General features: G+C 69.5%; 19 protein-coding genes and 1 tRNA gene. 12 read left to right on the top strand and 8 right to left on the bottom strand.

The window, feature by feature from the left end; translation table 11 throughout:
• The first annotated feature begins 136 nt into the window (after window positions 1-136).
• Entirely contained in the window at window positions 137-1,528 is a 1,392-nt protein-coding gene (locus ACQ0O7_RS40825; protein ID WP_430791063.1) for a tyrosine-type recombinase/integrase, read from the top strand.
• Between the two features lie 94 nt (window positions 1,529-1,622).
• Here the strand turns inward: ACQ0O7_RS40825 and ACQ0O7_RS40820 are convergent.
• From ACQ0O7_RS40820 to ACQ0O7_RS40810, 3 genes are all read right to left on the bottom strand, one after another.
• Window positions 1,623-1,694, bottom strand: a tRNA-Lys gene (locus ACQ0O7_RS40820).
• A gap of 111 nt (window positions 1,695-1,805) precedes the next feature.
• Entirely contained in the window at window positions 1,806-2,924 is a 1,119-nt protein-coding gene (locus ACQ0O7_RS40815; protein ID WP_430791061.1) for a calcium-binding protein, read from the bottom strand.
• A 113-nt stretch (window positions 2,925-3,037) separates the two neighbouring features.
• Window positions 3,038-5,101 (bottom strand): S9 family peptidase, encoded by a 2,064-nt coding sequence (locus ACQ0O7_RS40810; RefSeq protein WP_430791059.1) that lies wholly within the window; start codon window positions 5,099-5,101, stop codon window positions 3,038-3,040.
• 108 nt (window positions 5,102-5,209) lie between these two features.
• Here ACQ0O7_RS40810 and ACQ0O7_RS40805 point away from each other — a divergent pair, with 108 nt between their 5' ends.
• Entirely contained in the window at window positions 5,210-6,304 is a 1,095-nt protein-coding gene (locus ACQ0O7_RS40805; RefSeq protein WP_430791057.1) for an FAD-binding oxidoreductase, read from the top strand.
• Window positions 6,305-6,566: 262 nt separating this feature from the next.
• Here the strand turns inward: ACQ0O7_RS40805 and ACQ0O7_RS40800 are convergent, their stop codons facing one another.
• The 3 genes from ACQ0O7_RS40800 to ACQ0O7_RS40790 form a co-directional block, all read right to left on the bottom strand.
• Complete coding sequence (locus ACQ0O7_RS40800; RefSeq protein ID WP_430791055.1) at window positions 6,567-7,181, bottom strand: dihydrofolate reductase family protein; 615 nt, start codon at window positions 7,179-7,181, stop codon at window positions 6,567-6,569.
• A gap of 205 nt (window positions 7,182-7,386) precedes the next feature.
• Window positions 7,387-7,944 (bottom strand): dihydrofolate reductase family protein, encoded by a 558-nt coding sequence (locus ACQ0O7_RS40795; RefSeq protein ID WP_430791053.1) that lies wholly within the window; start codon window positions 7,942-7,944, stop codon window positions 7,387-7,389.
• Between the two features lie 12 nt (window positions 7,945-7,956).
• Window positions 7,957-9,990, bottom strand: a complete 2,034-nt coding sequence (locus ACQ0O7_RS40790; protein WP_430791051.1) for a SpoIIE family protein phosphatase — start codon at window positions 9,988-9,990, stop codon at window positions 7,957-7,959.
• Window positions 9,991-10,103: 113 nt separating this feature from the next.
• On the opposite strand from ACQ0O7_RS40790, the gene ACQ0O7_RS40785 reads away from it, so the two are divergent.
• The 4 genes from ACQ0O7_RS40785 (at window position 10,104) to ACQ0O7_RS40770 (ending at window position 17,611) form a co-directional block, all read left to right on the top strand.
• Window positions 10,104-14,504: a HAMP domain-containing protein gene (locus ACQ0O7_RS40785; RefSeq protein ID WP_430791049.1), complete on the top strand. Its 4,401-nt coding sequence runs from the start codon at window positions 10,104-10,106 to the stop codon at window positions 14,502-14,504.
• A gap of 60 nt (window positions 14,505-14,564) precedes the next feature.
• Window positions 14,565-15,113: a response regulator gene (locus ACQ0O7_RS40780; protein ID WP_430791047.1), complete on the top strand. Its 549-nt coding sequence runs from the start codon at window positions 14,565-14,567 to the stop codon at window positions 15,111-15,113.
• Window positions 15,114-15,223: 110 nt separating this feature from the next.
• On the top strand, window positions 15,224-16,753 hold the full coding sequence (locus tag ACQ0O7_RS40775) for a pectate lyase (protein WP_430791045.1): 1,530 nt from the start codon (window positions 15,224-15,226) through the stop codon (window positions 16,751-16,753).
• 48 nt (window positions 16,754-16,801) lie between these two features.
• Window positions 16,802-17,611, top strand: coding sequence for a hypothetical protein (locus ACQ0O7_RS40770; protein WP_430791043.1), 810 nt, complete (start codon window positions 16,802-16,804; stop codon window positions 17,609-17,611).
• A 45-nt stretch (window positions 17,612-17,656) separates the two neighbouring features.
• On the opposite strand, the gene ACQ0O7_RS40765 is transcribed toward ACQ0O7_RS40770, so the two are convergent.
• Together ACQ0O7_RS40765 and ACQ0O7_RS40760 are read right to left on the bottom strand one after the other, a co-directional pair.
• Window positions 17,657-18,580: a serine hydrolase gene (locus tag ACQ0O7_RS40765; RefSeq protein ID WP_430791041.1), complete on the bottom strand. Its 924-nt coding sequence runs from the start codon at window positions 18,578-18,580 to the stop codon at window positions 17,657-17,659.
• A 196-nt stretch (window positions 18,581-18,776) separates the two neighbouring features.
• Window positions 18,777-19,106 carry an STAS domain-containing protein gene (locus ACQ0O7_RS40760; protein ID WP_430791039.1) on the bottom strand — a complete coding sequence of 110 codons (330 nt, stop codon included), beginning with the start codon at window positions 19,104-19,106 and terminating at the stop codon, window positions 18,777-18,779.
• A gap of 125 nt (window positions 19,107-19,231) precedes the next feature.
• Here ACQ0O7_RS40760 and hemL point away from each other — a divergent pair, with 125 nt between their 5' ends.
• The 6 genes from hemL to ccsB are packed head-to-tail and all read left to right on the top strand — an operon-like array spanning window position 19,232 to window position 25,133.
• Window positions 19,232-20,569, top strand: coding sequence for a glutamate-1-semialdehyde 2,1-aminomutase (gene hemL / locus ACQ0O7_RS40755; protein ID WP_430791037.1), 1,338 nt, complete (start codon window positions 19,232-19,234; stop codon window positions 20,567-20,569).
• Window positions 20,566-21,228, top strand: a complete 663-nt coding sequence (locus ACQ0O7_RS40750; RefSeq protein WP_430791035.1) for a histidine phosphatase family protein — start codon at window positions 20,566-20,568, stop codon at window positions 21,226-21,228. Before hemL ends, ACQ0O7_RS40750 begins: the two co-directional genes overlap by 4 nt.
• Complete coding sequence (locus ACQ0O7_RS40745) at window positions 21,228-21,788, top strand: TlpA family protein disulfide reductase (RefSeq protein WP_430791033.1); 561 nt, start codon at window positions 21,228-21,230, stop codon at window positions 21,786-21,788. The genes ACQ0O7_RS40750 and ACQ0O7_RS40745 overlap by 1 nt, the downstream gene beginning before the upstream one ends.
• A complete protein-coding gene (locus ACQ0O7_RS40740; RefSeq protein WP_430791031.1) occupies window positions 21,788-22,585 on the top strand; it encodes a cytochrome c biogenesis CcdA family protein in 798 nt (265 codons plus the stop codon). The genes ACQ0O7_RS40745 and ACQ0O7_RS40740 overlap by 1 nt, the downstream gene beginning before the upstream one ends.
• Window positions 22,582-24,183 carry a cytochrome c biogenesis protein ResB gene (gene resB, locus ACQ0O7_RS40735; RefSeq protein ID WP_430791029.1) on the top strand — a complete coding sequence of 534 codons (1,602 nt, stop codon included), beginning with the start codon at window positions 22,582-22,584 and terminating at the stop codon, window positions 24,181-24,183. Before ACQ0O7_RS40740 ends, resB begins: the two co-directional genes overlap by 4 nt.
• A complete protein-coding gene (ccsB, locus tag ACQ0O7_RS40730; RefSeq protein WP_430791027.1) occupies window positions 24,183-25,133 on the top strand; it encodes a c-type cytochrome biogenesis protein CcsB in 951 nt (316 codons plus the stop codon). Before resB ends, ccsB begins: the two co-directional genes overlap by 1 nt.
• Window positions 25,134-25,177: the final 44 nt, after the last annotated feature.

The raw sequence follows: 25,177 nt of genomic DNA, 5'->3' as shown, positions 1-25,177 counted from the left end.
CGCCCACCAGCCAAGGGCGTTAGCGCGCCTGCGGGCGGCTACACGAGCCGGCAGCAGGTCGTCACCCTCACGACGATGGCGATCACGACGCCGCGACGCCGACCGTGTCCGTAAGACGAGGACTCGGGAGGACATCATGCCGACGCCAGTGTTCAAACAATGCGGCTGCCGGGACACCACCACCGGGAAGCGGCTGCTGCGCCGCTGTGCCCGGCTCACCGAACGTGGCCATGGCAGCTGGTACTTCCGCTGCTACGTCCGTGACCTGTGGGGCAAGCCGACACAGATCAGCCGCGGCGGTTTCACCTCGCAGACCGCCGCGCGCCAGGCACGAGCCCAGACCCTGTCGGAGTCACAGGAGGAGCACGCCGGGCGGACCTGGACCGTCGCGCAGTGGCTGCGGTACTGGCTCACCACCCGCCGGTCGATCCGGCCTACCACCCTGCGCGTCTACATCCACCACGTCGACGCCTACCTTATCCCCGGCATCGGCGCCCTCCGGCTCAACGCCCTGACCAGCCGCCACCTCACCGCCTTGTTCACCGAACTCGCCGCCGGCACCACCCCCACCGGCCAGCCCCGCTCGCCTTCCACACTCCAACGGATCCGGGCCACCCTGCGTGCCGCCTACAACGCCGCCATCCGCGAAGGCCTGGTCACCGCCAACCCCGCCCGCAACGTGGAGATGCCGCCCGCCCGCCGCCCGCACGCGGTGGTCTGGACCGATGGCCAGGTCGCCCAGTGGGAGACCGACGGCACCCGGCCCGCCGTCGCCGTCTGGACCACCGAACAGGTCAGCCTGTTCCTCACCGCGGTGGCCGACGACCCGCTCTACCCGCTGTGGTGGCTGATCGCGCTGCGCGGGCTCCGCCGCGGCGAAGCCGCGGGACTGCGGTGGTGCGACATCGACCTCGACAACCGGCAGCTCACCATCACCAACCAGCGCACCACCGTCGGCTACCAGATCATCGAAGGGCCGCCCAAGTCCGCGGCCAGCCGCCGCACCATCGCCCTCGACCGGCAGACCGTCACCGTGCTCCGCGCCCACCTGCGCCGGCAGCGGGCCACCTATCTGGTCACCGGCCGGCTCTGGCACGAGTTCGGTTACGTGTTCACCCGCCCGGACGGGCAGCCGTACCACCCGAACTACCTCACCCACCGGCTGCCGTACCTCATCGAACGCGAAGGCCTGCCACCGGTCCGGCTGCACGACCTGCGCCACGGCGCGGCCAGCCTCGCCCACGCCGCCGGCGCCGACCTCAAGACCATCCAGGCCTTACTCGGGCACGCCAGCATCGTGCTGACCGCCGACACCTACACCAGCGTGCTCCCCGCCGCCCACCACCAGGCCGCCGAAGCCACCGCCCGGCTCATCCTGACCACGGCCCGCCGCGCCCGCGGCAAGATCACCCGAAAGAGCCGACGCCTGAGTTCAAGGCCCGAATCCACCAACCCGACGCCGGCTAACCCGCCGAACGCCCGGAAAACCGCTGGCCAGCGCCGTAACCGGCGCCGCGGTCGGGCATGAAAGCCGCGAATCGCAATGAGTGGCAACGAGCGCCCAGCAAGCTACCACTGCCCACAAAAGAATGACCTGCGGTACGAAACCGCAGGTCAACCAGTGGGCCGCCAGGGACTCGAACCCTGAACCTATGGATTAAAAGTCCACAGCTCTGCCATTGAGCTAGCAGCCCGCACGGGGAGAGATTACCCGGTGAAGGCGATTGAAGCCTACGCGGACCCTCCCATAGCTCCATGATCGCAGGCATGTCGAGGGCGTCAAGCGGATAACACCGCTTCCTCGGTCAGTTGGCGGCGGTGATGTGTTCGCAGCCGGTGGTGTTGTCGTTGGGCCAGCGCTCACAGACGTCGCCGCCGCCGTTTCCGGGGCTGGTGTTGGTGCCGCCGTCGAGGAGGTCGGCAGTTCTGCTGTTGCCCCAGTCGTTGCCGGTCAGCCAGTCGTCGCCGGCGCCGCCGTACAGCTTGTCCTTGCCGGGGCCGCCGAACAGGGTGTCGTTGCCGCCCAGGCCGTGGATCGTGTCGTTGCCGCCGACGCCTTCCAGCACGTTGGGGCCGGCGTTGCCGACGAGCCGGTCGTTGCCGAAACCGCCGACCAGGTTCTCGATGTCGGTGGCGATGGTGTCGCCTTCGCCTTTGCGGCCGTCGTCGCCGGTGACGCCGTCGGCGTCCAGGCTGACCGCCGACCGGTACGAGTAGAAGACGGTGTCGTTGCCGGTTCCGCCGAAGAGACGGTCCTTGTCGACGGTCTGACCGGCCGGGTATTCGTGCATCGTCAGCCGGTCGTCGCCGCCGTCACCGTAGAAGGTGTCGTTGCCGCCGTGGCCGGAGATCCGGTCGTGGCCGTTGCCACCGCGGACCAGGTCGCGGCCGTGGCCGTCGTCGATCGAGTCGTCACCGTCGCCGCCGTACAGGAAGTCGTTCTGGGGGGATCCGTAGATCTCGTCGTTGCCGCCGAGGCCCCAGATCTTGTCGCCGCCGAGGTCGCCGTAAAGGATGTCGCCACGAGGGCCGCCGGTGATCCGGTCGCTGCCGGTGCCGCCGAAGGCTGTCATGGCCAGGCTGGTGCGGTTGACGATCGAGTCATTGCGGTCGTACGTGCGGATGTTCACCCTGGTGGGCGCGGCTTTCGTCGTACAGCGGACCCGGGTCTTGTCGCCCTTGACCGCCTTGCAGCCGGTGCCGGCTTTGATGGCGACCCGGTCGTCGACGGTGATCGTGTTGCCGGAGCGGGTGACGACGACCTGGTTCTGGCGGCCGCTGCCGGCCTTGTATTTGACCTTGGTGGCCCCGTAGACGGAGACGACCCCGGTGCCGGCGGCCTGTGCGGGTGCGGCGGTTCCGCCGATCAGTCCGGCCATCAGGATCGCTGTTCCGGCACGTGTCAGCCAGATCGAACGTGACATGTGGGCCCCCGTGCCTGATCCTCGAAACCGATAGATCGGGACGGTACAGTATCGACCCGGCGGGGAGGAAGGCGGGAACCGGGCCGCCGTGATACGACGGCCCGGTGTTCAATTCAGCTCAGGCCGAGCACGTCCAGCGCCCAGGCCAGGTTGAACGCCTCCTCTTTCCAGGCGTCGTAGCGGCCGCTCGGACCGGCGTGGCCGGCGCCCATCTCGGTCTTCAGCAGATAGGTGCCCTCCGGCGCCGTCGACCGCAGCCGGGCGATCCACTTGGCCGGCTCGTGGTAGAGCACCCGGGTGTCGTTGAGGCTGGTCACCGCGAGGATCCGGGGATAGGCCTGCTTGGTGACGTTCTCATACGGACTGTACGACTTCATGTACGCGTACACCTCGGCCGAGTCGAGCGGGTTGCCCCACTCCTCCCACTCGGTGACGGTGAGGGGCAGCGACGGGTCGAGAATCGAGGTCAGTGGGTCCACGAACGGGACCTCGGCCAGCACCCCGGCGAACGCCTCCGGCGCCAGGTTGGCGACCGCGCCCATCAGCAGTCCACCGGCCGAGCCACCGCGGGCGACCAGGCGGGCCGCCGACGTCCAGCGGTTGCGGACCAGGGCCTCGGCACACGCCACGAAGTCGGTGAAGGTGTTCTTCTTGGCGAGCATCTTGCCCTGCTCGTACCACTGCCGGCCCATCTCGCCGCCGCCGCGCACGTGCGCGATCGCGAAGACCACGCCCCGGTCCAGCAGGGAGAGCCGGGCGATGGAGAAGTACGGGTCGATGGAGTGTTCGTACGAGCCGTACCCGTAGAGCAGCGCGGGCGCCGAACCGTCCCGCTGGACACCCTTGCGGGCCACGATCGAGATCGGGACCCGGGTGCCGTCGGCGGCCGTCGCCCACTCGCGGAACTGCTCGTAGTCGTCCGGCTGGTATCCGCCGAGCACCGGCTTGCGCTTGCGCAGCGTCATCACCCGGGTGTTCAGGTCCATGTCGTAGATCGAGTCGGGGGTGACCAGCGAGGTGTACGACAGGCGGACCGAACTCGTGTCGTACTCCGGGTTGCCGGCCAGCCCGACGCTGTAGATCGGCTCCGGGAACTCCACGTCGTGTGCCGCGGTGCTGCCGTCGGTGAGCACCCGCAGACCGGTCAGGCCGTCGCGCCGCAGCGAGATCACCAGGTGGCGGGCGAACGCGTCGACCGACTCCAGGCGGGTGCCCGGCTGGTGCGGGATCAGCTCGACCCACTCGCCGGGGTGGTCCACCGAGGTCCAGGACACCGCGAAGTCCTCGGCGTCCCGGTTGTGCAGGATCAGGAAGCGGTGGCCGTGGTGCTCGATCGAATACTCCACACCCTGCTGCCGCTCGGCGATCAGAGCCGGCTCGGCGTCCGGCCGATCGGCCGGGATCACCCGGATCTCCGACGTGATCTTGCTCTGTACGTCGATGACGATGAACTTCTCGCTGCGGGTCAGGTCGACACCGACCCAGAAGCGCTCGTCCGGCTCCTCCAGGATCAGGGTGTCCTCGGTGGAACCGACGGTGTGCCGCCACACCCGGTAGGGCCGCCACGCCTCGTCGACGGTGATGTAGAAGAGCGTGCTGTTGTCCGACGACCAGGCGCTGCCGTAGAAGACGCCGGTCACCTCGTCGGCCAGCACCTCGCCGGTCGCCAGGTTCTTCACCCGCAGCGTGAACCGCTCGTCGCCGTCGAAGTCGGTGGAGAAGGCCAGCCAGTTGCCGTCGGGGCTGACGTCGAAGGTGCCGAGCGCGAAGAAGTCCTGCCCCTCGGCCAGCTCGTTGCCGTCGAGGAGCACCTCCTCACCGGGCTTCTCGGCGTCCATCGGCGGGGCCGTCTCGCCGGGCGCCACCGGGACGCGACAGTGGATGCCGTACTGCTTGCCCTCCTCGGTGCGGGTGTAATACCAATACCCGCCCTTGCGGGTCGGCACCGAGAGGTCGGTCTCCTGGGTGCGAGCCTTGATCTCCTGGAAGACGGTCTCGCGCAGGCCCTCCAGGTGCGCTGTCGCCTGATCGGTCCAGGCGTTCTCCGCCTCCAGGTGGGCGATGGTCGCCGGGTCGTCCTTGGCCATCAGCCAGGCGAACTCGTCGGTGACCGTGTCGCCGTGGAAAGTGCGCTCGGTGGGCGCCTGGCGGGCGATGGGTGGGCCTTCAATCGTCACCGGAAACACGTTACCGCCCGAATTTCGGCGACACACGAACCTCGGTCATTCGAACATGTGTACGATGTGCCAGAGTGGACGATCTTTCATCTTGTCGCTGGGGGGCTAGTGACGATCCTCGCTGAACTCGTCGAGATCTGCGGCCCGGGATCGGCTCGCGCCGCCCGGCCCGATGACCGCCCGGCCTCCTGGGTCGCCGCGCCGTCCACCCCGCGTTCGGTCGCTGCGCTCCTCAACCTCGCCGCTGCTCACGGTCTGCGATTCCGGGTCCGGGGATCCGGCAGCAAATTCCATTGGGGTACGAGTGAGAAGGCCCCCGATCTCCTCATCGACACGGCACGGCTCAACGGCCTGTGGGATCACGACGGCTCCACCGCGGTCGTCGCGGCCGGCACCCCGGTCGGGGCCGCGCAGGCCGCTCTGGAGCTGCACGGCAAACGCCTCCCGCTGGACCCGCCGTCACCGGGCGCCACCATCGGCGGGGTGCTCGCGGTCAACGAGGCCGGGCCGCTGCGGCACCGGTTCGGCCCACCGGCCGGGCAGGTGCACCGTGTCGATCTGGTCGACCCGTCCAGTCACCTGCTGTCGCTGGACGAGGGGTGGGAGGGCGCCGGCGGGGTGATCACCGCGGCGCTGCTGCCGGTCGAGGAACTGCCCGAGGCCCGCCGCTGGGTGGTCCGGCCGGTGCGCACCCCGACCGAGGCCGGTGAGGTGGTCAACGACGTGGTGGCGCAGGAGTTCACGCTCAGCGGGGTCGAGATGGACCTGCCCGGCGAGGGGGAGGGCACGCTGGCCCTGCTGCTGGAGGGGCCGGCCGCGTGGGTGACGGTCAGCGCCGGGCGGCTGGCCGGCCGGCTCGGGTCGCGGGCGGTGATCCGGGAGACGGCTCCGCAGTGGTGGGGGCGCTACCCGTTCGGCGGGTCCGATGTGGTGTTGCGCCTGCGGGTCCGGTCCCGTGACCTGCACGGGATGAGCTATGTGCTGCGGGACGCGGTCGGTGCCGGGGTCGCGATCCGCGGTTCGGCCGGCGCCGGGGTGGTGCACGCGGTGCTGCCCGGCGGGCTCACCGCGGCCCGTGTCGGGGACATCGTGGTCGGCCTGAAACAGGTGCTGATGGCCCGGCGTGGCCAGGTGGTGGTGCTGACCGCCCCGCCCGAGCTGGTGTCAGCGATCGACCTGGCCCGCCCCACAGACCTGTTCTGACACCCGCGCCGACGTGCGGTGCCCCGGACCACAGCTCGGCACGCGGTTTGGCGGTGCCCGGGGGTGTGCCGCGTTGCGGTGCGTTTCGGACCGTAGGTTGGCACGCGGTTTGGCGGTGCCCGGGTGTGTGCCGCGTTGCGGTGCGTTTCGGACCGCAGGTTGGCACGCGGTTTGGCGGTGCCCGGGTGTGTGCCGCGTTGCGGTGCGTTTCGGACCGGAAGTCGGCACGTGGGTTGGCGGTGGGCCGGCCGGACCGTGGGCGTTACGGGAGGACCGGGATCCGGGCCACCGTTTCGGCGGCCAGGTGGCGGCCCATCCGGGCTACGTCGCCCACCGCGTACGTCAGGAAGGCGAACTGGCCCACCGGCCGCGCGCCGGTCAGGATCAGATCATCGACCAGCACACGCCGGCGCATCATCGGCACACCCTCGCCCAGGATGGTCGGCGCGATGCCCAGGATGATCTCGTCGAGCAGGCCCTCGGCCACGAACTGGCCGACCAGGTCGCCACCGCCGGCCAGCCACACGTTCTTGCCCTGGGCCGCGACCAGCATCGCCTCGTGCACCCGTCGGACATCCCCGCTGATCATGAAGACGTTGGCGTCCGGGACCGGCGGCAGGTCGCGGTGGGTGAAGACCCAGCACGGTACGTCGCCGTACATGTCGTGCCAGTTCTCCGGCTCCGCCAGCAGGTTGTCGTGCTCGAGGACCCATTCGTAGGTGGTCGCGCCCATGGCGAACGCGCCGATGCCCTCGAAGAACTCGCCGAACGGATTCTCGGTGCCCTCGTCGACCTCGAACAGCCAGTCCAGCGAGTTCCGTTCGTCGGCGATGAAGCCGTCGATGCTGGTGGCGGTGTAGTACTGCGTCTTCGCCATGAGCACACCATGCCACGGCCGAGCCGACAAAAAGGGCGGATCGATCAAGACCGGGGCCGAGGTGTCGGTGGCGGGCCGGGCGTTGCCGCACCCAGCCCGCCACCGCCACCGGCTTGAGCGGGGTGTGGGGTCCCACACCGTACTCCACCGGAAAGGGCTGTGGGACCGGCTCTCACATCTCGGTCCGGTACCGCATCGACGCAGGTCAGGCCGGGGGACTCACGGCGTACGTCAGATACGCGAACTGGCCCACCGGACGGACCGCGGTCAGGCTCAGCCGGGACGAGGTGATGCGGCGGGGGAGCACCGGCGCGCCGCCGCCCAGGATGACCGGTGCGACGCCGAGGATCACCTCGTCGAGCAGGCCCGCGTCGGCGAACTGGCCGGCCAGATCACCGCCGCCGACCAGCCAGATGTTCTTCCCGGCAGCGGCCTCCGTCATGGCGGCGTGCACGGGGCCGACCTCACCCCGTACGAAATGAAGGTTTGCTCCGGGAACGGCGGGCAGTTCGCGGTGGGTGAAGATCCAGGCCGGAGTGTCGCCGTACGGTTCCAGCCAGGCCGACGGATCCGCCAGCGCCTTCTCATGGCTCAGCACCCACTCGTAGGTGGTGGCGCCCATGGCGAACGCGCCGACCCCGGCGAAGAACTCGTCGAACGGGCTGTCCCCACCCTTGTCCGCCTCGAAGAGCCAGTCCAGCGAGTTGTTCTCGTCGGCGATGAAACCGTCGATGCTGGTCGCGGTGTAGTACTGCGTCGTCATCCTCAGAGGGTGTCAGGCGTCGTTGCGCAGGACCAGGATGGCGATGTCGTCCCGGGGCTCCTCGACCGAGAAGTTGATCGTGGTGGAACGCAGCCGCGCCGCCATCACATCTGCCGGATAACCAGCCAAAGGGGTCGCCGCCTCACGCAGACGCGTCGATCCGAACAGCTCACGGCCACGCCGCCGCTCGGTCACCCCATCGGTGTAGAAGATCAGCGAGTCGCCGGACTCCAGAGTGACCGACACGTCCGGGGAGGTGATCGTCTCCAGCAGACCGAGCGCGGTGCCGCCCTCGCCGACGAACGCGGTCTTGCCGTCCGCCCGGACCAGCACCGCCCGGTCGTGCCCGGCCAGGTGCAGGCAGACGTCCAGGGCGCCACTGGCCCGGCGGGTCACCGATGCCATCGCGAGCGTGCAGTACCGTCCGCCGCCCCGCTGGACCAGCGTCCGGTTGACCCGCCAGAGGATCTCGTCGAGCGCCTTGCCGTCGTCGACCAGGATCCGGATCACGTCCCGGACCAGGCCGGTCACGGTGGCCGCCTGGACGCCCTTGCCGGAGACGTCACCGACCACGACCAGCCACTGGTTCTCCCCGGACGGCACGACGTCGTAGAAGTCGCCGCCCACCTCCGAGCCGGTCGGGACGTACTCCGCGGCGAATCCGATGCCCTCCACCCGGGGCAGCGCCGGCGGCAGCAGCGAGGCCTGCAGGGTCCGGGCGACCGTGCGCCGCTCGTCGTGGATGCGCGCGTTGTCTATCGCCAGGGCGGCCCGGCGGGCCACGTCCTCCAGGACGGCCACCTCGTCGGCGTCGTGCCGGTGCCTCGGGTGCCGGCCCACCGCCAGGGTGCCGAGCCGGGCGCCCCGGGCCACCAGCGGCACCGCGTAACCCTCCAGCGGCGAACCGAACATCACCTGGGTACCGAGCCGGGACGCCTCCTCCAGCCGGGCCAGCAGCGACTCCGGGCCGGTCTCGGCGAGCGTGGCGTGCAACTGGGCCAGCGAGGCCTCGTCGGCGTGGGTGGCGGCGGCCAGCTGCAGCCGGCCCCACGAGTCGGTGGTGTGCACCGCGCACCATTGGCCCAGGCGTGGTACCACCAGCTGCGGGATCAGCGCCATCGTCAGGTTCACGTCGAGGGACTGGGCGAGCAGCTCACTGGCTTCGGAGAGGAAGGTGATCCAGGTGGCCCGGCGGATGTCGGCGCGGCGCAACCGGTCGTTCTCCAGGTGCAGGGCGAACCGCTCGGCGACCATGGTGGCCAGGGCCAGGGCGTACCCCTCGGGCGCGGCGTCGAGTTCCAGCTCGCCGGAGTACGGCCGCTGGACGTCGAGCGGCACCCGGATGGTGTCGGCGTTGTCCCGGGGCGCCCGGCCGTACCTGGCGAGCAGCTGCCGGCCGGTGCCGTCGCCGCGATCCAGCCGGACCACACCACCGGCCGCGCCGGTCAGCCGGGACAGCCGGGACAGCAGATCCGCGGCCAGGTCGGCGATGCCCTCCTCGGTGTGCCGGTCGGTGCCGCTGCGCAGCAGCCCGGTGAGCGCGCCCAGGCTCGGTGTCTCGGCCGCGCTGGGCAGCCGCACCGGCCCGGTCTCGGCGCGCTGGTCCAGCCGGAACCAGACGCCCTTGCCGTCGCCCTCGTGCACGGTGCCCCAGCGGCTGGCGAAGTGGTCGACCAGCAGCAGGCCACGGCCCCGCTCGGCGACCTCACCGATCTCCGAGCTCTCGTTGCGGGGCCCGACGGTGAGCTGCTCGACCGGGCCGGCCGCGAAGTCGGTGACGGTGACGGTGAGCCCGCCCACGTCGGCCGCGACCTCTATCTCCAGCTCGGTGTTGGCGTGCACCACCGCGTTCGTCGACAACTCGGTGGTCAGTAGCAGGGCCTCGTTGAGCAGGACGACCAGCCCGGTCTCCTCCAGGACGGAACGCACGAGTGCGCGGGCAGCCGCTGGGGTACGACGATCATTGGGCAGTCTGGTCCGGCGCACGAGTGCCTCGGACGGAGCACCCGACGGGATGCTCGTCCTGGTTCCGACCTCGGCTGGCACCCATGCATCCTCTCCCGTCGAAGGGTGGATGCACAAAGTCGTCTCTCGCATTGACCCGGTCGGGCGAGAGAAGATAGGTAACCCCCCAGCCGATGACTGCGAGTGAGGACAGCATGACTGCGGCTAAAGAGGCCGACGAGACCGTTCTGCTCGGTGAGCTCGCCGAGGCACTCAGGCGTGTCCGGCGCGGTGATCTCAAAGTGCGGCTGAACCGGCGCGACGGCGCGGCCGGGGCGGTGGCCGAGGCGTTCAACGAGGTGGTCTCCCTCCAGGAGCGGCAGAACCAGGAGCTGCGCCGGATAAGCCGGATCGTCGGGCGGGACGGCCGGCTCACCGAGCGTCTCGACGAGGAGGGCCTGGACGGCTCCTGGGAGGACAGCGTCCGGTCGGTGAACTCGCTGATCGACGATCTGGCCCGGCCGACCACCGAGATCTCCCGGGTGATCGAGGCGGTGGCCCAGGGCGACCTGTCCCAGCACATGGCCCTGGAGATGGACGAGCGACCGCTGCGCGGCGAGTTCCTGCGGATCGGCCGCACGGTGAACACGATGGTGGACCAGCTGTCGTCGTTCGCCGACGAGGTGACCCGGGTGGCCCGCGAGGTGGGCACCGAGGGTGAGCTGGGCGGTCAGGCCGACGTGCGGGGTGTGGCCGGCACCTGGAAGGACCTCACCGACTCGGTGAACACGATGGCGTCCAACCTGACCCACCAGGTGCGGTCGATCTCCCAGGTGGCGACGGCGGTGGCCCGGGGCGACCTGTCCCAGAAGATCACCGTGTCGGCCCGTGGTGAGGTGGCCGAGCTGGCCGACACCATGAACGGGCTGACCGACACCCTGCGGCTCTTCGCCGAGCAGGTCACCCGGGTGGCCCGCGAGGTGGGCACCGAGGGCAAGCTGGGCGGCCAGGCCGACGTGCCGAACGTGGCGGGCACCTGGAAAGACCTCACCGACTCGGTGAACTCGATGGCGTCCAACCTGACCAGCCAGGTCCGTAACATCGCCCAGGTCTCCACGGCGGTGGCCAAGGGTGACCTGTCGCAGAAGATCACGGTGGCCGCGCAGGGTGAGATCCTGGAGCTGAAGGACACCGTCAACACGATGGTGGACCAGCTGTCCTCGTTCGCCGACGAGGTGACGCGTGTCGCCCGCGAGGTCGGCACCGAGGGCCGGCTCGGCGGTCAGGCCCAGGTCCGTGGCGTCTCCGGCACCTGGCGCGACCTCACCGAGAACGTGAACCAGCTGGCCGCCAACCTCACCGCCCAGGTGCGCAACATCTCCCAGGTCTCCACAGCCGTCGCGAAGGGCGACCTGTCGCAGAAGATCACCGTCGACGCGCGCGGCGAGATCCTGGAGCTGAAGAACACCGTCAACACCATGGTCGACCAGCTCTCGTCGTTCGCCGACGAGGTGACGCGTGTCGCGAGAGAGGTCGGCTCGGAGGGCAAACTGGGCGGACAGGCCCAGGTCAAAGGCATTTCCGGTACGTGGCGCGACCTCACCGACAACGTCAACTACATGGCGTCCAACCTGACCAGTCAGGTCCGCAACATCGCCTCGGTCACCACAGCGGTGGCGAAGGGTGACCTGTCGCAGAAGATCACCGTCGACGCCCGGGGCGAGATCCTGGAGCTGAAGTCGACGGTCAACACGATGGTGGACCAGCTGTCGTCGTTCGCCGACGAGGTGACCCGGGTGGCGCGCGAGGTGGGCACCGAGGGCAAGCTGGGTGGCCAGGCGCAGGTGCGCGGGGTGGCCGGCACCTGGCGTGACCTGACCGACAACGTCAACTCGATGGCGTCCAACCTGACCGGCCAGGTCCGCAACATCGCGCAGGTGTCCACGGCGGTGGCGAAGGGCGACCTGTCGCAGAAGATCACCGTCGACGCGCAGGGCGAGATTCTGGAGCTGAAGAACACCGTCAACACCATGGTCGACCAGCTGTCCTCGTTCGCCGACGAGGTGACGCGTGTCGCGAGAGAGGTCGGCTCGGAGGGCAAGCTGGGTGGCCAGGCGCAGGTGCGCGGGGTGGCCGGCACCTGGCGTGACCTGACCGACAACGTGAACTACATGGCGTCCAACCTGACCGCCCAGGTCCGCAACATCGCCTCGGTCACCACAGCGGTGGCCAAGGGCGATCTGGGGCAGAAGATCACCGTCGACGCGCGCGGCGAGATCCTGGAGCTGAAGAACACCGTCAACACCATGGTCGACCAGCTGTCCTCGTTCGGTGACGAGGTGACCCGGGTCGCCCGCGAGGTCGGCACCGAGGGCCGGCTCGGTGGACAGGCGCAGGTGCGCGGGGTGGCCGGCACCTGGCGCGACCTGACCGACAACGTCAACCAGCTGGCCTCCACACTCACCATCCAGCTGCGTGCCATCGCCGAGGTGTCCACCGCGGTCACCCGCGGCGACCTGACCCAGAGCGTCGCGGTCGAGGCACAGGGCGAGGTGGCCGAGCTCAAGGACAACATCAACCGGATGATCGTCACGCTCCGGGACACCACCAAGACCAACGCGGAGCAGGGCTGGCTCGACTCCAACCTGGCCCGCATCGGTGGCCTGCTGCAGGGCCAGCGGGACGTCGGCGAGGTCTGCCGCATGATCATGACCGAGGTGACGCCCCTGGTGGACGCGCAGCTCGGCGCGTTCTTCCTGGTGGACAACGAGGAGGCGGTCACCCGGCTGCGGCTGGGGGCGGCGTACGGCTATGTCGCCCGGGACCACGAGGTCACCTTCGGTCCCGGTGAGGGACTGGTCGGGCAGGCCGCGGTGTCCCGTCGCACGATCCGGGTCCGGGCCACCCACGACGGCATACTGACCATGCGCTCCGGCCTGCTCGCCATGCCACCGAACGATCTGGTGGTGCTGCCGGTCCTGTTCGAGGGCGAGATGCTCGGCGTGATCGAGTTCGCCTCGGTGGCCGCCTTCAACGGACTGCACCTGACGTTCCTGGAGCGGCTGGTCGCCACGATCGGGGTGGCCCTCAACACGATCCAGGCCAACCGGCGTACCGAGGAACTGCTCGCGCAGTCGCAGCGGCTCGCCCGGGAGATGCAGGACCAGTCGGCCGAACTCCAGCGCACCAACGCCGAACTGGAGGACAAGGCCAAGCTGCTGAGCGACCAGAAGGCGAACATCGAGCTGAAGAACCGGGAGATCGAACTGGCCCGGCTCGGCCTGGAGGAGAAGGCACAGCAGCTGTCCCGGGCCAACACCTACAAGTCGGAGTTCCTGGCCAACATGAGCCACGAACTGCGTACGCCACTCAACTCGCTGTTGCTGCTGGCCCGGCTGCTGGCCGACAACACCGAGCAGAACCTGAGCAGCAAGCAGATCGAGTTCGCCCGGACCATCCACAGTGCCGGCTCCGACCTGCTCTCGCTGATCGACGACATCCTGGACCTGTCCAAGATCGAGGCCGGCCGGATGGACGTCGAGACCGACGTGGTCGACTTCGACGGCATCCGCAGCTACGTGGAGCAGGCGTTCGCGCCGCAGGCCGAGGACAAGGGCCTGCAGTTCCGGGTGGACGTGGCGCCGGAGCTGCCGGACTCGCTGGTCACCGACCCGCAGCGGCTCCAGCAGATCCTGCGCAACCTGCTGTCGAACGCGGTCAAGTTCACCGACACCGGCTCGGTGACGCTGAGCATCTTCCCGGCCGCGCTGGACGCCGACATCGACGCCCCGCCGTCGCTGCACTCGGCCCAGCAGGTGGTGGCGTTCGCGGTCAGCGACACCGGCATCGGCATCTCGGACGAGAAACTGGCGATCATCTTCGAGCCGTTCCAGCAGGCCGACGGCACCACCACCCGCAAGTACGGCGGCACCGGCCTGGGCCTGTCGATCAGCCGGGAGTTCGCCGCGCTGCTCGGCGGCACCATCTCGGTGTCCTCGCTGCCGAACGAGGGCTCGACCTTCACCCTCTACATGCCGGAGGCGCTCACCGCGGACGCGATCCCGATGCCGGTGCTGCCGCCGGTGCCGGCCAAGGCGGTCTCGGTCCGCCCGGCCGCCTCGCTGGTCGGCCCGGCCGCCTCACTGGGTCTGCCGCTGATGGAGATGCCGCCGCGGGTCGAGGAGAAGCCTCCGGTCAGCCCGGCCGGCCGGAAACTGGAGGGGGTCACGGTCCTGATCGTCGACGATGACGTGCGCAACGTCTTCGCGTTGACCAGCGCCCTCGAAATGCATGGACTTCACGTGCTGTACTCGGACAACGGGGTGGACGGGGTGCGGATCCTGGCCGAACATCCCGAGATCGACATCGTGTTGATGGACGCGATGATGCCCGATCAGGACGGCTATGAGACGACCAGGGGAATTCGGCGCAATCAGCGGTTCCAGGACCTACCGGTAGTCTTCCTGACGGCGAAGGCGATGCCGGGGGACCGGGAGTCGGCCCTCGCGGCCGGCGCCAGTGACTACATCACGAAACCGGTCGATCTGGACGAGTTGATCGAGCTGATGGACCGTTGGGTGAACGCGAAGGGGACCGGAGCGCCGGATCGGGGATGAGACCGGCCGTGACGGGGTAGCGCCATGGGAGGGAACTACCGGTGGGTGAGGTGAGCACGGGTGGGTGAGCGTGCCAAGGCGCTACTGGTCGACGACCGGAAGGACAACCTGCTGGCCCTGGAGGCGATCCTCCAGGGGCTCCCGGTCACCGCGGTCGCCGTGGAGAGCGGTGAGGCCGCGCTCAAGCAGCTGCTCACCGACGACTTCGCGGTGATCCTGCTGGACGCGCACATGCCCAACATGGACGGTTTCGAGACGGCCAGCCACATCAAGCGGCGGGAGCGGACCCGGCACGTGCCGATCCTGTTCCTGACCGCGGCCGACCGGGACGCGCAGCTCGCCCTGCGCGGCTATGCGGTCGGTGCCGTGGACTACCTGACCAAGCCGTTCGATCCGTGGGTGCTGCGTGCCAAGGTCTCGGTCTTCGTCGAGCTGTGGACCAAGAGCCAGCAGCTGAAGGCGTCGGCCGAGATGACCCGTGAGCGCGAGGCGCAGTGGCAGCGGCTGACCTCGACGGTCGACGAGGCCGCGCGGGTGCTGCGGGCCGGCGGGGAGAAGGCCGCGGCCGAGGCCCTGGACCTGCTGGAGAAGGCCCGCTGGGGAGACTGACACCGGCTTGCATGTGACCTGGGTCACTGCGAACAACCTTGCCGGGCAGCCGCACCACTACCGGGGCGTGATCGCTTGATCATGCGAGGTCATCCCCGAGTAGGAGCGATATGCGGCACGCGAAGCCCAGCGAGAACCCCGGCCGCCGGCGACGTCGCCTGGTCACCGGATTCGGCGCGGCCGGTGCGGCCGGCGCCGTCACCGCACTGGTCGCCGTCCTGGTCCCGTCCGCGTCGGCGAGCACGCTGTTCAGCGACGGCTTCGAGGACGGGGCCGGCGGCTGGTCCAAGTCCGGCGGCACCTGGTCGGTGGTCTCCGACGGCTCGAAGGTCTACCGGCAGGCCAAGACGGACAGCGAGCTGGCCCGGGCGTTCGCCGGGGAGACCTCCTGGAGCGACTACTCGGTACAGGCCCGGGTGAAGGCGCTCGACCTCGGCAAAGGCCTGGCCGGGGTGGCGGCCCGGGCCAGCGGATCGTCCACCATGTACCGCCTCGCGCTGACCGGGGCCGGAAAGGCCGAGCTCCAGGCGGTCAAGGGCAGCACGGTCACCGTCCTCGGGGCGGCCGCGGTGGCGAACCCCACCGCGTGGCACACCCTGAAGGTCGACGTCGCCGGGACCGCCATCACCGGGTACGTGGACGGGGCCAAGGTCGCCTCGGGCACCGGGTCGCTGGCCGGCACCGGACGGATCGGCCTGGTCACCAGCTATGCCTCGGCCCAGTTCGACGACGTCGCGGTGAACCCGCTGGGCACCACCCCGAGCACGTCCTCCCCGGCCGCGACCAAGCCGCCGGCCGCGTCACCCACCGCTACCAAGTCGCCGGCCGCCACCAAGCCGCCGACCGCCACCAAATCACCTACCGCCACCAAATCACCTACCGCCACCAAGTCGCCGGCCGCTACCAAGCCGCCCGTCGCGACCACGCCGCCGGCCGCCACCACCAGCCCGGTCGTGTCGGGTGCGTGGCCCAAGGCGACCGGTCAGAAGCCGGTCACCGCGACCATCCCGATCTCCGGCACCGTCGACGGCGGCAACGTGCGCTACTTCGGCAGCGGCGCGCTCGGCGGCGACGGTCAGGACGAGGGTCAGGACCCGCTGTTCAAGCTGGCCGACGGTGCGGTGCTGAAGAACGTCATCCTCGGTGCCCCGGCTGCCGACGGCATCCACTGTTCCGGCTCCTGCACGTTGCAGAACGTGTGGTGGGAGAACGTGGGTGAGGACGCGGCCACCTTCAAGGGCGGAGCGTCGGCGAAGTACATCGTGGACGGCGGTGGCGCTCGTAGTGCTGACGACAAGGTGTTCCAGCACAACGGCGGCGGCACGCTGACCATCAGGAACTTCCAGGTCGCCGACTTCGGCAAGCTCTACCGCTCGTGCGGCAACTGCTCCACCCAGCACAAGCGTGCGGTGGTGGTGCAGAACGTGGTGGCCACCGCCCCGGCCGGCAGCCTGGTCGGCATCAACGCCAACTTCGGCGACACCGCCCGGATCTCCGGTGTGACCGTGGTCGGCAAGAAGAAGCTGGACATCTGCGTCCGGTTCACCGGCAACAACACCGGCAAGGAGCCGACCAAGATCGGCACCGGCCCGGACGGCACCAACTGTGTCTACAACGAGTCCGACATCACCTTCAAGTAAGACGTTCGTGGCGGGTCCGGTCCGAGTCAACCGTGGGGAGGCGGCACGATGACGTTCGTCGAAAGAGAGCTACGGGCGGCACTGCGTGCCGAGGCGGCGGCGCACCAGCCGGACAGCGCGGTGATGCTCGACCGGATCACCGCGACGGCGATGCGCAACCGGGCGGTGAAGGGCCGGGCGCCGCGTCTGCGGATGGCCGGGGCGGCGGCCGCGGTGGCCGCCGTCCTCGGTGGTGGGGGCGCCGCCCAGTGGGCTTTCGCCGGGTCCGGCGAGCCGGTTCCGGTTCCGGTCCCGCCACCGACGGCGGTGGTCACCGTGGCGCCGTCCCCGAGCGGCCCGCCGTCGCCCGGCGTCACCGGTTCCAGCGGTACGTCCAGTGCCCCGCCCAGCCGCCCGCCCCGGACCCGGCAGTCCAGCCGCCCGGCCGGCTCGTCCTCCCCGGCTGTGCCGAGCTCCCCGGCCGCGGACCCGGCCGTCGGTGGCCCGCTGTGGTCCGACGGCTCGGTGGACGACGGTGGCAGCTCTCAGGCCGGCAGCGTGGTGACGGTGAAGACCAGCGAGCGGCTCACCGCCCTGGAGGTGACGGTCCGGCTCGCACGGACCGAGGATCTGGTCTCCCGGGGCGGCAGCCGGCAGGTGCCCGGGGCGAGTGTGAACAGCACGGTCGTCGAGGAGGCGGACGCGATCGTCTACCGGTTCGTGCTCTCGTCCGGTGACCGGCTGGAGCCCGGCACTTACACGTTCTCCGCGCGCTACACCCACCGCACCGGTGGACGGGATGCGGCCGGCGATTCCTATCGGGTGACGGCGACCGTCGAATCCGGTGCGGAGACAGTGGTCAGCGGCGACTTCCGCTGACCTTTCCGGCGCTTTTCCGCCATTCTCCGGTAAACGGTTCCGCGGTCAGTATTTGAGGTACTTGCGGGTCATCTTGGCGACGGTCTGCACGACCTTGCGCCCGGCCAGCTCGGTGGCGTGCCCGTGGGACAGCACCGCGATCGAGACGTCGATGCCGTCGTCGGAGATCCGGCCCACGCTGTTGATGATCCAGCGCTGGTTCTCGGTGGACCGGGGCAGCCAGCCGTTCTTGATGGTGAAGTCCTCACCCTTCTTGGCGGCGGCGCTGATGCCCCACTGCTGGCCCTTGTCCACCTCGTTCATCAGCTCGAACGCGATCTTCCGCGACTTGGCGTTCAGCGGGCTCTCGTCGTCGACCAGCTCGGTCAGCAGCCGCATCTGGTCGTCGACGGTGGTCTGGGTCAGACCCCAGGACGACTTGACCACGGTGGACTTCAGCCCCAGCCGCTTGTTGCAGTCGGTGATCGCGGTACGTCCGCCGAGCTGCTGATACAGCGAGGTGGTGGCGTTGTTGTCACTGATCCGGATCATCAGCTTGGCCCGGGACAGCTCCGACGAGGTGAGCTTGCGGTCGTCGTCCTGAGCGGTCAGCAGCAGGCAGGTCATCACCTGGACCTTGACCACGCTGGCGGTCTCGTAGCGCTTGGAGCCGCGGTACGCGTATTTGTCGCCGGTCTCCGCGTCGAGCACCGCCACCGAGAACTCGGGCACCGTCTCGGCATACTCCTTGAGCGCCTTGTCGAGGGCCTTCTTGTTGCGCTCGCGCTCCTGCCGGGCCAGTTCCTCCGGGTCCGGGGTGGGCGGCGCGGCGCTGGTCGGGGTGACCGGGCCGGGGTTTCCACCACTGCTGAGCGCGGCCAGCTCGCCGATGCCGCCACCGTCACGGACACCGAGCCCGATCAGGGTCGCGCCCATCGCGATGGCGACGACGATGCCCAGGATGGGAAGGAGAGATCGGCTGACACGCACCTATGCATACTGCCTTGCCGAGGTGCGGGATGGCACCCGCGGCCCGGTTTAATGACCTTTTCCTAAGGAATCCCCACCCCAGTGAATGTATTCCACCACGCTGCGTGATATCCGTTATCGCGGATGTGTCCGGAACGCTACTTTCGGTGGCCGGTCCATTGATCGGTCGACATGCGCCGATCGGGGGCGGCGCGGGTCAGCTGTGGCTGCTGATCATCAGAGCCGACCGCAGGCCGGTGATATCGAGCACACGCATCAGGAAATCCCCGACATTCGCCAGGGCGAGCACCACCTGCGCGTGCTGGGCCTTGCGGCTCAGCACCACCAGAGTGCCGAGGCCCTGCGAGTCGCAGAAATTCACCCCGGACATGTCCAGGACGATGCGATTGGGCTGCTCATCGACCAGAAGCTCATGGACGACGGTGGACAGCTCGTTGACCGTGAGCACGTCGATCTCCCCGGCGAGCTGGATCACCACCTCGTCGGGGGCACGCTGAACCGCGATGGACAGCTCGGGTCGCTCCACGCAGCTCAGCCTATCCTCTTCGGGGCGAATCAGCCCGTCCGGCGCGGTCAGATCGGGCGCTCGACAGCCATGATCCGGTGACGTGAAGAACCCTCTCGCAATACTCGTTCCATGGCGCTGACAGAATGGGGACTGCTGTGACCACGACATATCCCACCGCGGGACTTCCGTACCCGGAGGACGCCCCGGTCTCCCAGGCCCTGTTCGACCGCGCCCAGGCCATCGTGCCGGGCGGGGTGAATTCACCTGTGCGGGCGTTCCGCGCGGTCGGCGGCACGCCCCGGTTCATGGCCTCCGGCTCCGGCCCGTGGCTGACCGACGCGGACGGGCGGCGCTACGTCGACCTGGTCTGCTCCTGGGGCCCGCTGATCCACGGGCACGCGCATCCCGAGGTGATCGGTGCGGTGCAGCGGGCGGCGGCCCTCGGCACCAGCTTCGGCACACCCACCGCGGGTGAGGTGGACCTGGCCGAGGAGATCGTCCGGCGGACCCCGATCGACGAGGTCCGCCTGGTCAACTCGGGCACCGAGGCGACCATGACCGCGATCCGGCTGGCCCGCGGCTTCACCGGCCGCTCCAAGATCGTCAAGTTCGCCGGCTGCTACCACGGGCACGTGGACGCGCTGCTGGCCGCGGCCGGTTCCGGGGTGGCCACCCTCGGCCTGCCCGACTCGCCCGGTGTCACCGGCGCGGCGGCCAGCGAGACCATCGTCCTGCCGTACAACGACGTCGACGCGGTGACCAGGGCCTTCGAGGCCGACGGCGCGGAGATCGCCGCGATCATCACCGAGGCCGCCCCGGGCAACATGGGCGTGGTCACCCCGCGGGACGGCTTCAACCAGGCCCTCGCCGAGATCGCGCACCGGCACGGCGCGCTGCTCATCGTCGACGAGGTGATGACCGGGTTCCGGGTCTCGGCCGGTGGCTGGGCGGGGCTGCACCCGGTCGACGCGGACCTGTTCACGTACGGCAAGGTGATGGGTGGCGGCCTGCCCGCCGCGGCGTTCGGCGGACGCCGGGAGATCATGTCCCGGCTCGCCCCGGCCGGCCCGGTCTACCAGGCCGGCACCCTCTCCGGGAACCCGCTGGCCTGCGCGGCCGGACTCGCCTCGCTGCGGCTCGCCGACAAGGCCACCTACCAGCGGCTGGACGAGCTGGCCGGCACGATCAGCGGTCTCTGCGCGGACGCCCTGAGCGCCGCCGGGGTGCCGCACCGGCTCCAGTTCGCCGGAAACATGTTCTCGATCTTCTTCACCGAGGACGAGGTCGTCGACTACGACTCCGCGAAGACCCAGAACGCCGCGGCGTTCAAGGCGTTCTTCCACACCATGCTGGCCAACGGCGTCTACCTGCCGCCGAGCGCCTTCGAGTCGTGGTTCGTGTCGACGGCCATCGACGACGACGCACTGAACGTGATCGCCGCGGCGGCTCCGCTCGCGGCCCGAGCCGCAGCGGGGGCATGACCGTGAGTGAACCGACCAAGACCACGGTGCACGTGCTCCGGCACGGCGAGGTGCACAACCCGGGCAGGATCCTGTACGGGCGGCTGCCCGACTTCCACCTCTCCGAGCTGGGCAACCAGATGGCGAAGGCGGCCGCCGAGGTGCTGGCCGGCCGGGACATCACGCACGTGGTGGCCAGCCCGCTGGAGCGCGCGCAGGAGACCGCCCAGCCGTTCGCCGCCGAGTTCAAGCTGGACATCGCCACCGACGTGCGGCTGATCGAGAGCGCGAACTACTTCGAGGGCAAGAAGGTGTCGGTCGGGGACGGCGCGTTCAGCAACCCCCGGCACTGGTGGGTGCTGCGCGACCCGATCACCCCGTCCTGGGGCGAGGCCTACCTGGTGATCGCCCAGCGGATGTTCGAGGCGGTGCAGGCGGCCCGGGTGTCGGCCGAGGGCCACGAGGCGGTCTGCGTCTCGCACCAGTTGCCGATCTGGACGCTGCGGCGTTACATCGAAGGCAAGCGCCTGTGGCACGACCCGCGCCGCCGGGAGTGCGGCCTGGCCAGCCTCACCTCGTTCCGTTTCGAGGGGTCCAAGGTGGTCGGCGTCGACTACTCGGAGCCGGCCGCCCACCTGGTCGCGATGTCCGCGACCGCCAAGACCGCCAAGGGGGCCTGATGCGCCGCCTCGCCGCCGTCGCCATCGCGGCGGTCACCACCGCCGGAGTCCTGAGCGGCTGCGGCGGCGAGGAGAACTGGGCGAAGAAGTGCACCACCACCAACCTGGTGGTGGAGTGCGCCCCGGAGAACCGGCCGCTGGTCGCCGACGTCACCGGTGAGCTGCTCAGCGGTGGCACGTACGACATCGAGAACGACCGCGGCAAGGTGGTCGTGGTCAACTTCTGGGGCTCGTGGTGCGCGCCATGCCGGGCCGAGGCGGACGACCTGGAGAACACCTATCAGGCGACCAAGGCCGGCAACGTCACCTTCCTCGGGGTGAACACCCGGGACAGCCGGGACGCGGCACGTGCCTTCGAGCGGGCGTACCGGGTCACCTACGACAGCCTGTACGACTCGGACAGCACGGTCGGCGCGAAGTTCGACGTCACCCAGAACGCCATCCCGAGCACCCTGATCCTGGACCGGCAGGGCCGGATCGCCGCCGCCATCCGCAAGTCGACCACCGAGGGTGAGCTGAAACCCCTGGTCGAGAAGATCGCGGCGGAGGCGACCGGCTGATGGGCGACGCCTTCGAGGGTGCGGTGACCGGCGGACCGATGCTGCTGGCGATCGGCGCCGCCGTGATCGCCGGGCTGGTCAGCATCCTGTCCCCGTGTGTGCTGCCGCTGCTGCCGGGCTACCTGTCGTACGTGACCGGCCTGGCCGGCTCGGACATGGAGACGGTGATGGGCCGGGGCGGCGCGACCACTGTCTCCACCGCCCGCAAACTCACCCTCAAGGGCAAGGTCCTGCTCGGCAGTCTGCTCTTCGTGCTCGGCTTCTCGGCCGTCTTCACGCTGATGGTGACGATGTTCGCGAACATCTTCCTGGAGCTGTCGGCCAACCAGCGGATCCTGAACACCGTCGGCGGCGTGCTGATCATCGTGCTCGGCATCGCCTTTCTCGGTTGGATCCCGGGCCTCCAGCGGGAGATCCGGATCAGCCGGATGCCCTCGGCCGGGCTGCTCGGCGCACCGGTCCTCGGCGCGGTCTTCGCGATCTCCTGGACCCCGTGCATCGGCCCGACCCTGGGCGCGATCAACGTGCTGGCGGTGACCACCGGGCAGAGTGACCGGGCCGCGGTCCTGGCGATCGCCTTCAGCCTCGGCCTGGGCCTGCCGTTCGTGATCTTCGGGCTCTTCTTCCGCCGGCTGCTCGGCGTCTTCACCGCGATCCGGCGCAACAGCCGGTGGGTGACCCGGATCGGCGGCGGCATGCTCATCCTGGTCGGTCTGGCCCTGGTCACCGGCGCCTGGAACCAGTTCCTGATCTTCCTGTTGACGACCTTCGACTTCGGTCAGGGGACGCTGCTGTGACAATCGTCGAGGACCGGCCCGCCACCGCCGAAGCGCCACCGCCGAAGCGCCCGAACCGGCTATGGGCGCTGCTGCGGAACTCGTGGCGGCAGCTGACCAGCATGCGTACCGCGCTGGTTCTGCTCTTCCTGCTCGCGGTCGCCGCGGTGCCCGGCTCGATCTTCCCGCAGCGGGGCGTCAACCGGGAGCGGGTCAGCGAGTACTTCACGGCGAACCCGGAGCTGGCGCCGATTCTGGACCGGTTCTTCGCCTTCGACGTCTACGCCTCGCCCTGGTTCGCGGCGATCTACCTGCTGCTGTTCACCTCGCTGGTCGGCTGTGTGCTGCCCCGGATGCGGGAGCACCTGCGGGCTTTGACGACCGTACCGCCGCAAGCGCCCAAGCGGATGGACCGCCTGCCGCACCATGACGGCGGACATCATCGCCCGGAGGAGCCCGCGGCCGTGGCCGCGGAGATCGCGAAGACGCTGCGCCGCAACCGCTTCCGCACCCGGGTCCGCCAGACGCCGGACGGCTGGACCGTCGCGGCCGAGAAGGGCTACCTGAAGGAGACCGGCAACCTGCTGTTCCACATGGCCATGCTGGGGGTGCTGGTCGGGGTGGGATTCGGGCACTGGTACGGCTGGAGCGGCAACCGTCTCCTGGTGGAGGGCCCGGACCACGGCTTCTGCAGCGTCCTGCCGCAGTTCGACGAGGCGGTGCTCGGTCCCCGGGTGGAGGCCGGCGACCTGCCCGACTTCTGTGTGCGGATGACCGGTTTCGAGTCGACCTTCCAGGACACCGGGCAGCCGAAGTCGTTCGAGGCCAGTGTCGAGGTGAACGAGAACGGCGGGGGGTACCGCCCGGAGCGGTTCACCGTCAACGACCCGCTGCGGCTCGACGGCGCCACCATCAACCTGATCGGTCAGGGGTACGCCCCGATCCTGCGGTTCACCGACCGGTTCGGCGCCCAGCAGACCGTCACGGTGCCGTTCCTGCCCACCGACATGATGATGACCAGCGAGGGCGTGGTCCAGTTCCCGGACGTCAACGTCGATCCGAACGGCACCCGCGACCCGAAGCTGCAGATGGGCTTCGAGGGGGTGTTCCTGCCGACCGCGAGCAGCCACGGCAGTGCCCTCTCCGAGTACCCGGCCGAGAACAACCCGATGCTCTACCTCACCGCCTACCGCGGCGATCTGGGTCTGGACTCCGGCAAACCCGGTTCGGTGTACGCCCTGAACCGCGAGAAGATCGACGACGGTGATCTCCAGAAGATCGGTGGCGACCGGCCGTACGTGCTGCGCCCCGGTGAGAAGTGGACCCTCGACGATGGGACCACGCTGGAATTCCTCGGCACCGAGCGGTTCGCCACACTGTCCATCCGGCACGACCCGACCAAGATCTCGCTGCTGATCGGTTCGGTGATCGGCCTGCTCGGGCTGATGCTGTCGCTGTACGTGCACCGCCGCCGGGTCTGGTTCCGGGTTCTCCCCGCCGACGGCGATTCGGCGAGCGGTAGCGTGATCGAGGCCGGTGGCCTTCCGCGCACCGACCATCCAGGTTTCGGTGATGAGTTCGCGGCGCTCACCCGGCAGATAACGGAAGGAAGACGCTGATGGCGGAGTTGTCCAATCAGCTCATGGCGCTGACCGTGCTGGCCTATCTGGCCGCCATGGTCTGCTATGCCGGGGAGTACGCGTTCGGCAGACGCAGCCACATCGGCAAGGCCGCCACCCGCCAGCTGGTCGGCGCCGGCGCCCCGGTGGGAGACGAGCCGCCCGCGGTGGTGGCGGAGCCGCCGGCCCGCCGGTCCAAGGGCGACCTGATCTCACTGATCGCGGTCGGCCTGAACATCGTCGGCCTGCTCCTGCACCTGGGCACCACGGTCACCCGCGGCATCGCGGCCGACCGGATGCCCTGGGGCAACATGTACGAGTACATCCTCTCCACCGCGCTGATCGGCTCCGCGGTCTGGGTGGGTGTGCTGGTGCGCAAGCCGGCCGTCCGGCATCTGGGCCTGTTCGCCACCCTGACCCTGGTGGTGCTGCTGGGCGCGGCCGCACTGGTGGCCTACACCCCGGTCGGCCCGCTGGTGCCGGCCCTGGAGTCGTACTGGTACGTCTTCCACGTCTCCACGATCATCGTCTCGTCCGGGATCTTCCTGGTCGGTGTGGTGCCGGCGATCATGTTCCTGATCAAGAACGGGTGGGATTCCGGCAAGCGCAGCTTCCCGTACACCCTGGGCCGGCGCGTCGGGGACGCCGGTGTGCTGGAGCGGCTCACCTTCCGCCTGCACGCGTTCGCGTTCCCGCTGTTCACCTTCGGCGCGCTGATCGCCGGGCCGTTGTGGGCCGAGGCGTCCTGGGGCCGCTACTGGGGCTGGGACCCGAAGGAGGTGTGGGCGTTCATCTCCTGGATCGTCTACGCCGCCTACCTGCACGCCCGCGCCACCCCGAGCGTGAAGCGGACCACCGCCACCTGGATCGCGATCATCGGGTTCGTGACGATGCTGATGAACCTGTTCGGCGTGAACCTGTTCTTCGAGGGCCTGCACTCGTACGCCTGAGTTCGTGTGCCGGTCCGCGGCTCGATTCGAGCCGCGATCGGCAC

The sequence above is a fragment of the Actinoplanes sp. G11-F43 genome, from assembly GCF_050589265.1.
Classification (GTDB): domain Bacteria; phylum Actinomycetota; class Actinomycetes; order Mycobacteriales; family Micromonosporaceae; genus Actinoplanes.
This window is presented reverse-complemented; position numbering and strand designations above follow the sequence as displayed.

Excerpts from the sequence above, each read along its gene's own strand:
- ACQ0O7_RS40825 (WP_430791063.1), top strand. The coding sequence starts at position 137 with ATGCCGACGCCAGTGTTCAAACAATGCGGCTGCCGGGACACCACCACC.
- ACQ0O7_RS40815 (WP_430791061.1), bottom strand. The coding sequence starts at position 2,924 with ATGTCACGTTCGATCTGGCTGACACGTGCCGGAACAGCGATCCTGATG.
- ACQ0O7_RS40800 (WP_430791055.1), bottom strand. The coding sequence starts at position 7,181 with ATGGCGAAGACGCAGTACTACACCGCCACCAGCATCGACGGCTTCATC.
- ACQ0O7_RS40795 (WP_430791053.1), bottom strand. The coding sequence starts at position 7,944 with ATGACGACGCAGTACTACACCGCGACCAGCATCGACGGTTTCATCGCC.
- ACQ0O7_RS40785 (WP_430791049.1), top strand. The coding sequence starts at position 10,104 with ATGACTGCGGCTAAAGAGGCCGACGAGACCGTTCTGCTCGGTGAGCTC.
- ACQ0O7_RS40775 (WP_430791045.1), top strand. The coding sequence starts at position 15,224 with ATGCGGCACGCGAAGCCCAGCGAGAACCCCGGCCGCCGGCGACGTCGC.
- ACQ0O7_RS40770 (WP_430791043.1), top strand. The coding sequence starts at position 16,802 with ATGACGTTCGTCGAAAGAGAGCTACGGGCGGCACTGCGTGCCGAGGCG.
- hemL (WP_430791037.1), top strand. The coding sequence starts at position 19,232 with ATGGGGACTGCTGTGACCACGACATATCCCACCGCGGGACTTCCGTAC.
- ACQ0O7_RS40750 (WP_430791035.1), top strand. The coding sequence starts at position 20,566 with ATGACCGTGAGTGAACCGACCAAGACCACGGTGCACGTGCTCCGGCAC.
- ACQ0O7_RS40745 (WP_430791033.1), top strand. The coding sequence starts at position 21,228 with ATGCGCCGCCTCGCCGCCGTCGCCATCGCGGCGGTCACCACCGCCGGA.
- ACQ0O7_RS40740 (WP_430791031.1), top strand. The coding sequence starts at position 21,788 with ATGGGCGACGCCTTCGAGGGTGCGGTGACCGGCGGACCGATGCTGCTG.
- ccsB (WP_430791027.1), top strand. The coding sequence starts at position 24,183 with ATGGCGGAGTTGTCCAATCAGCTCATGGCGCTGACCGTGCTGGCCTAT.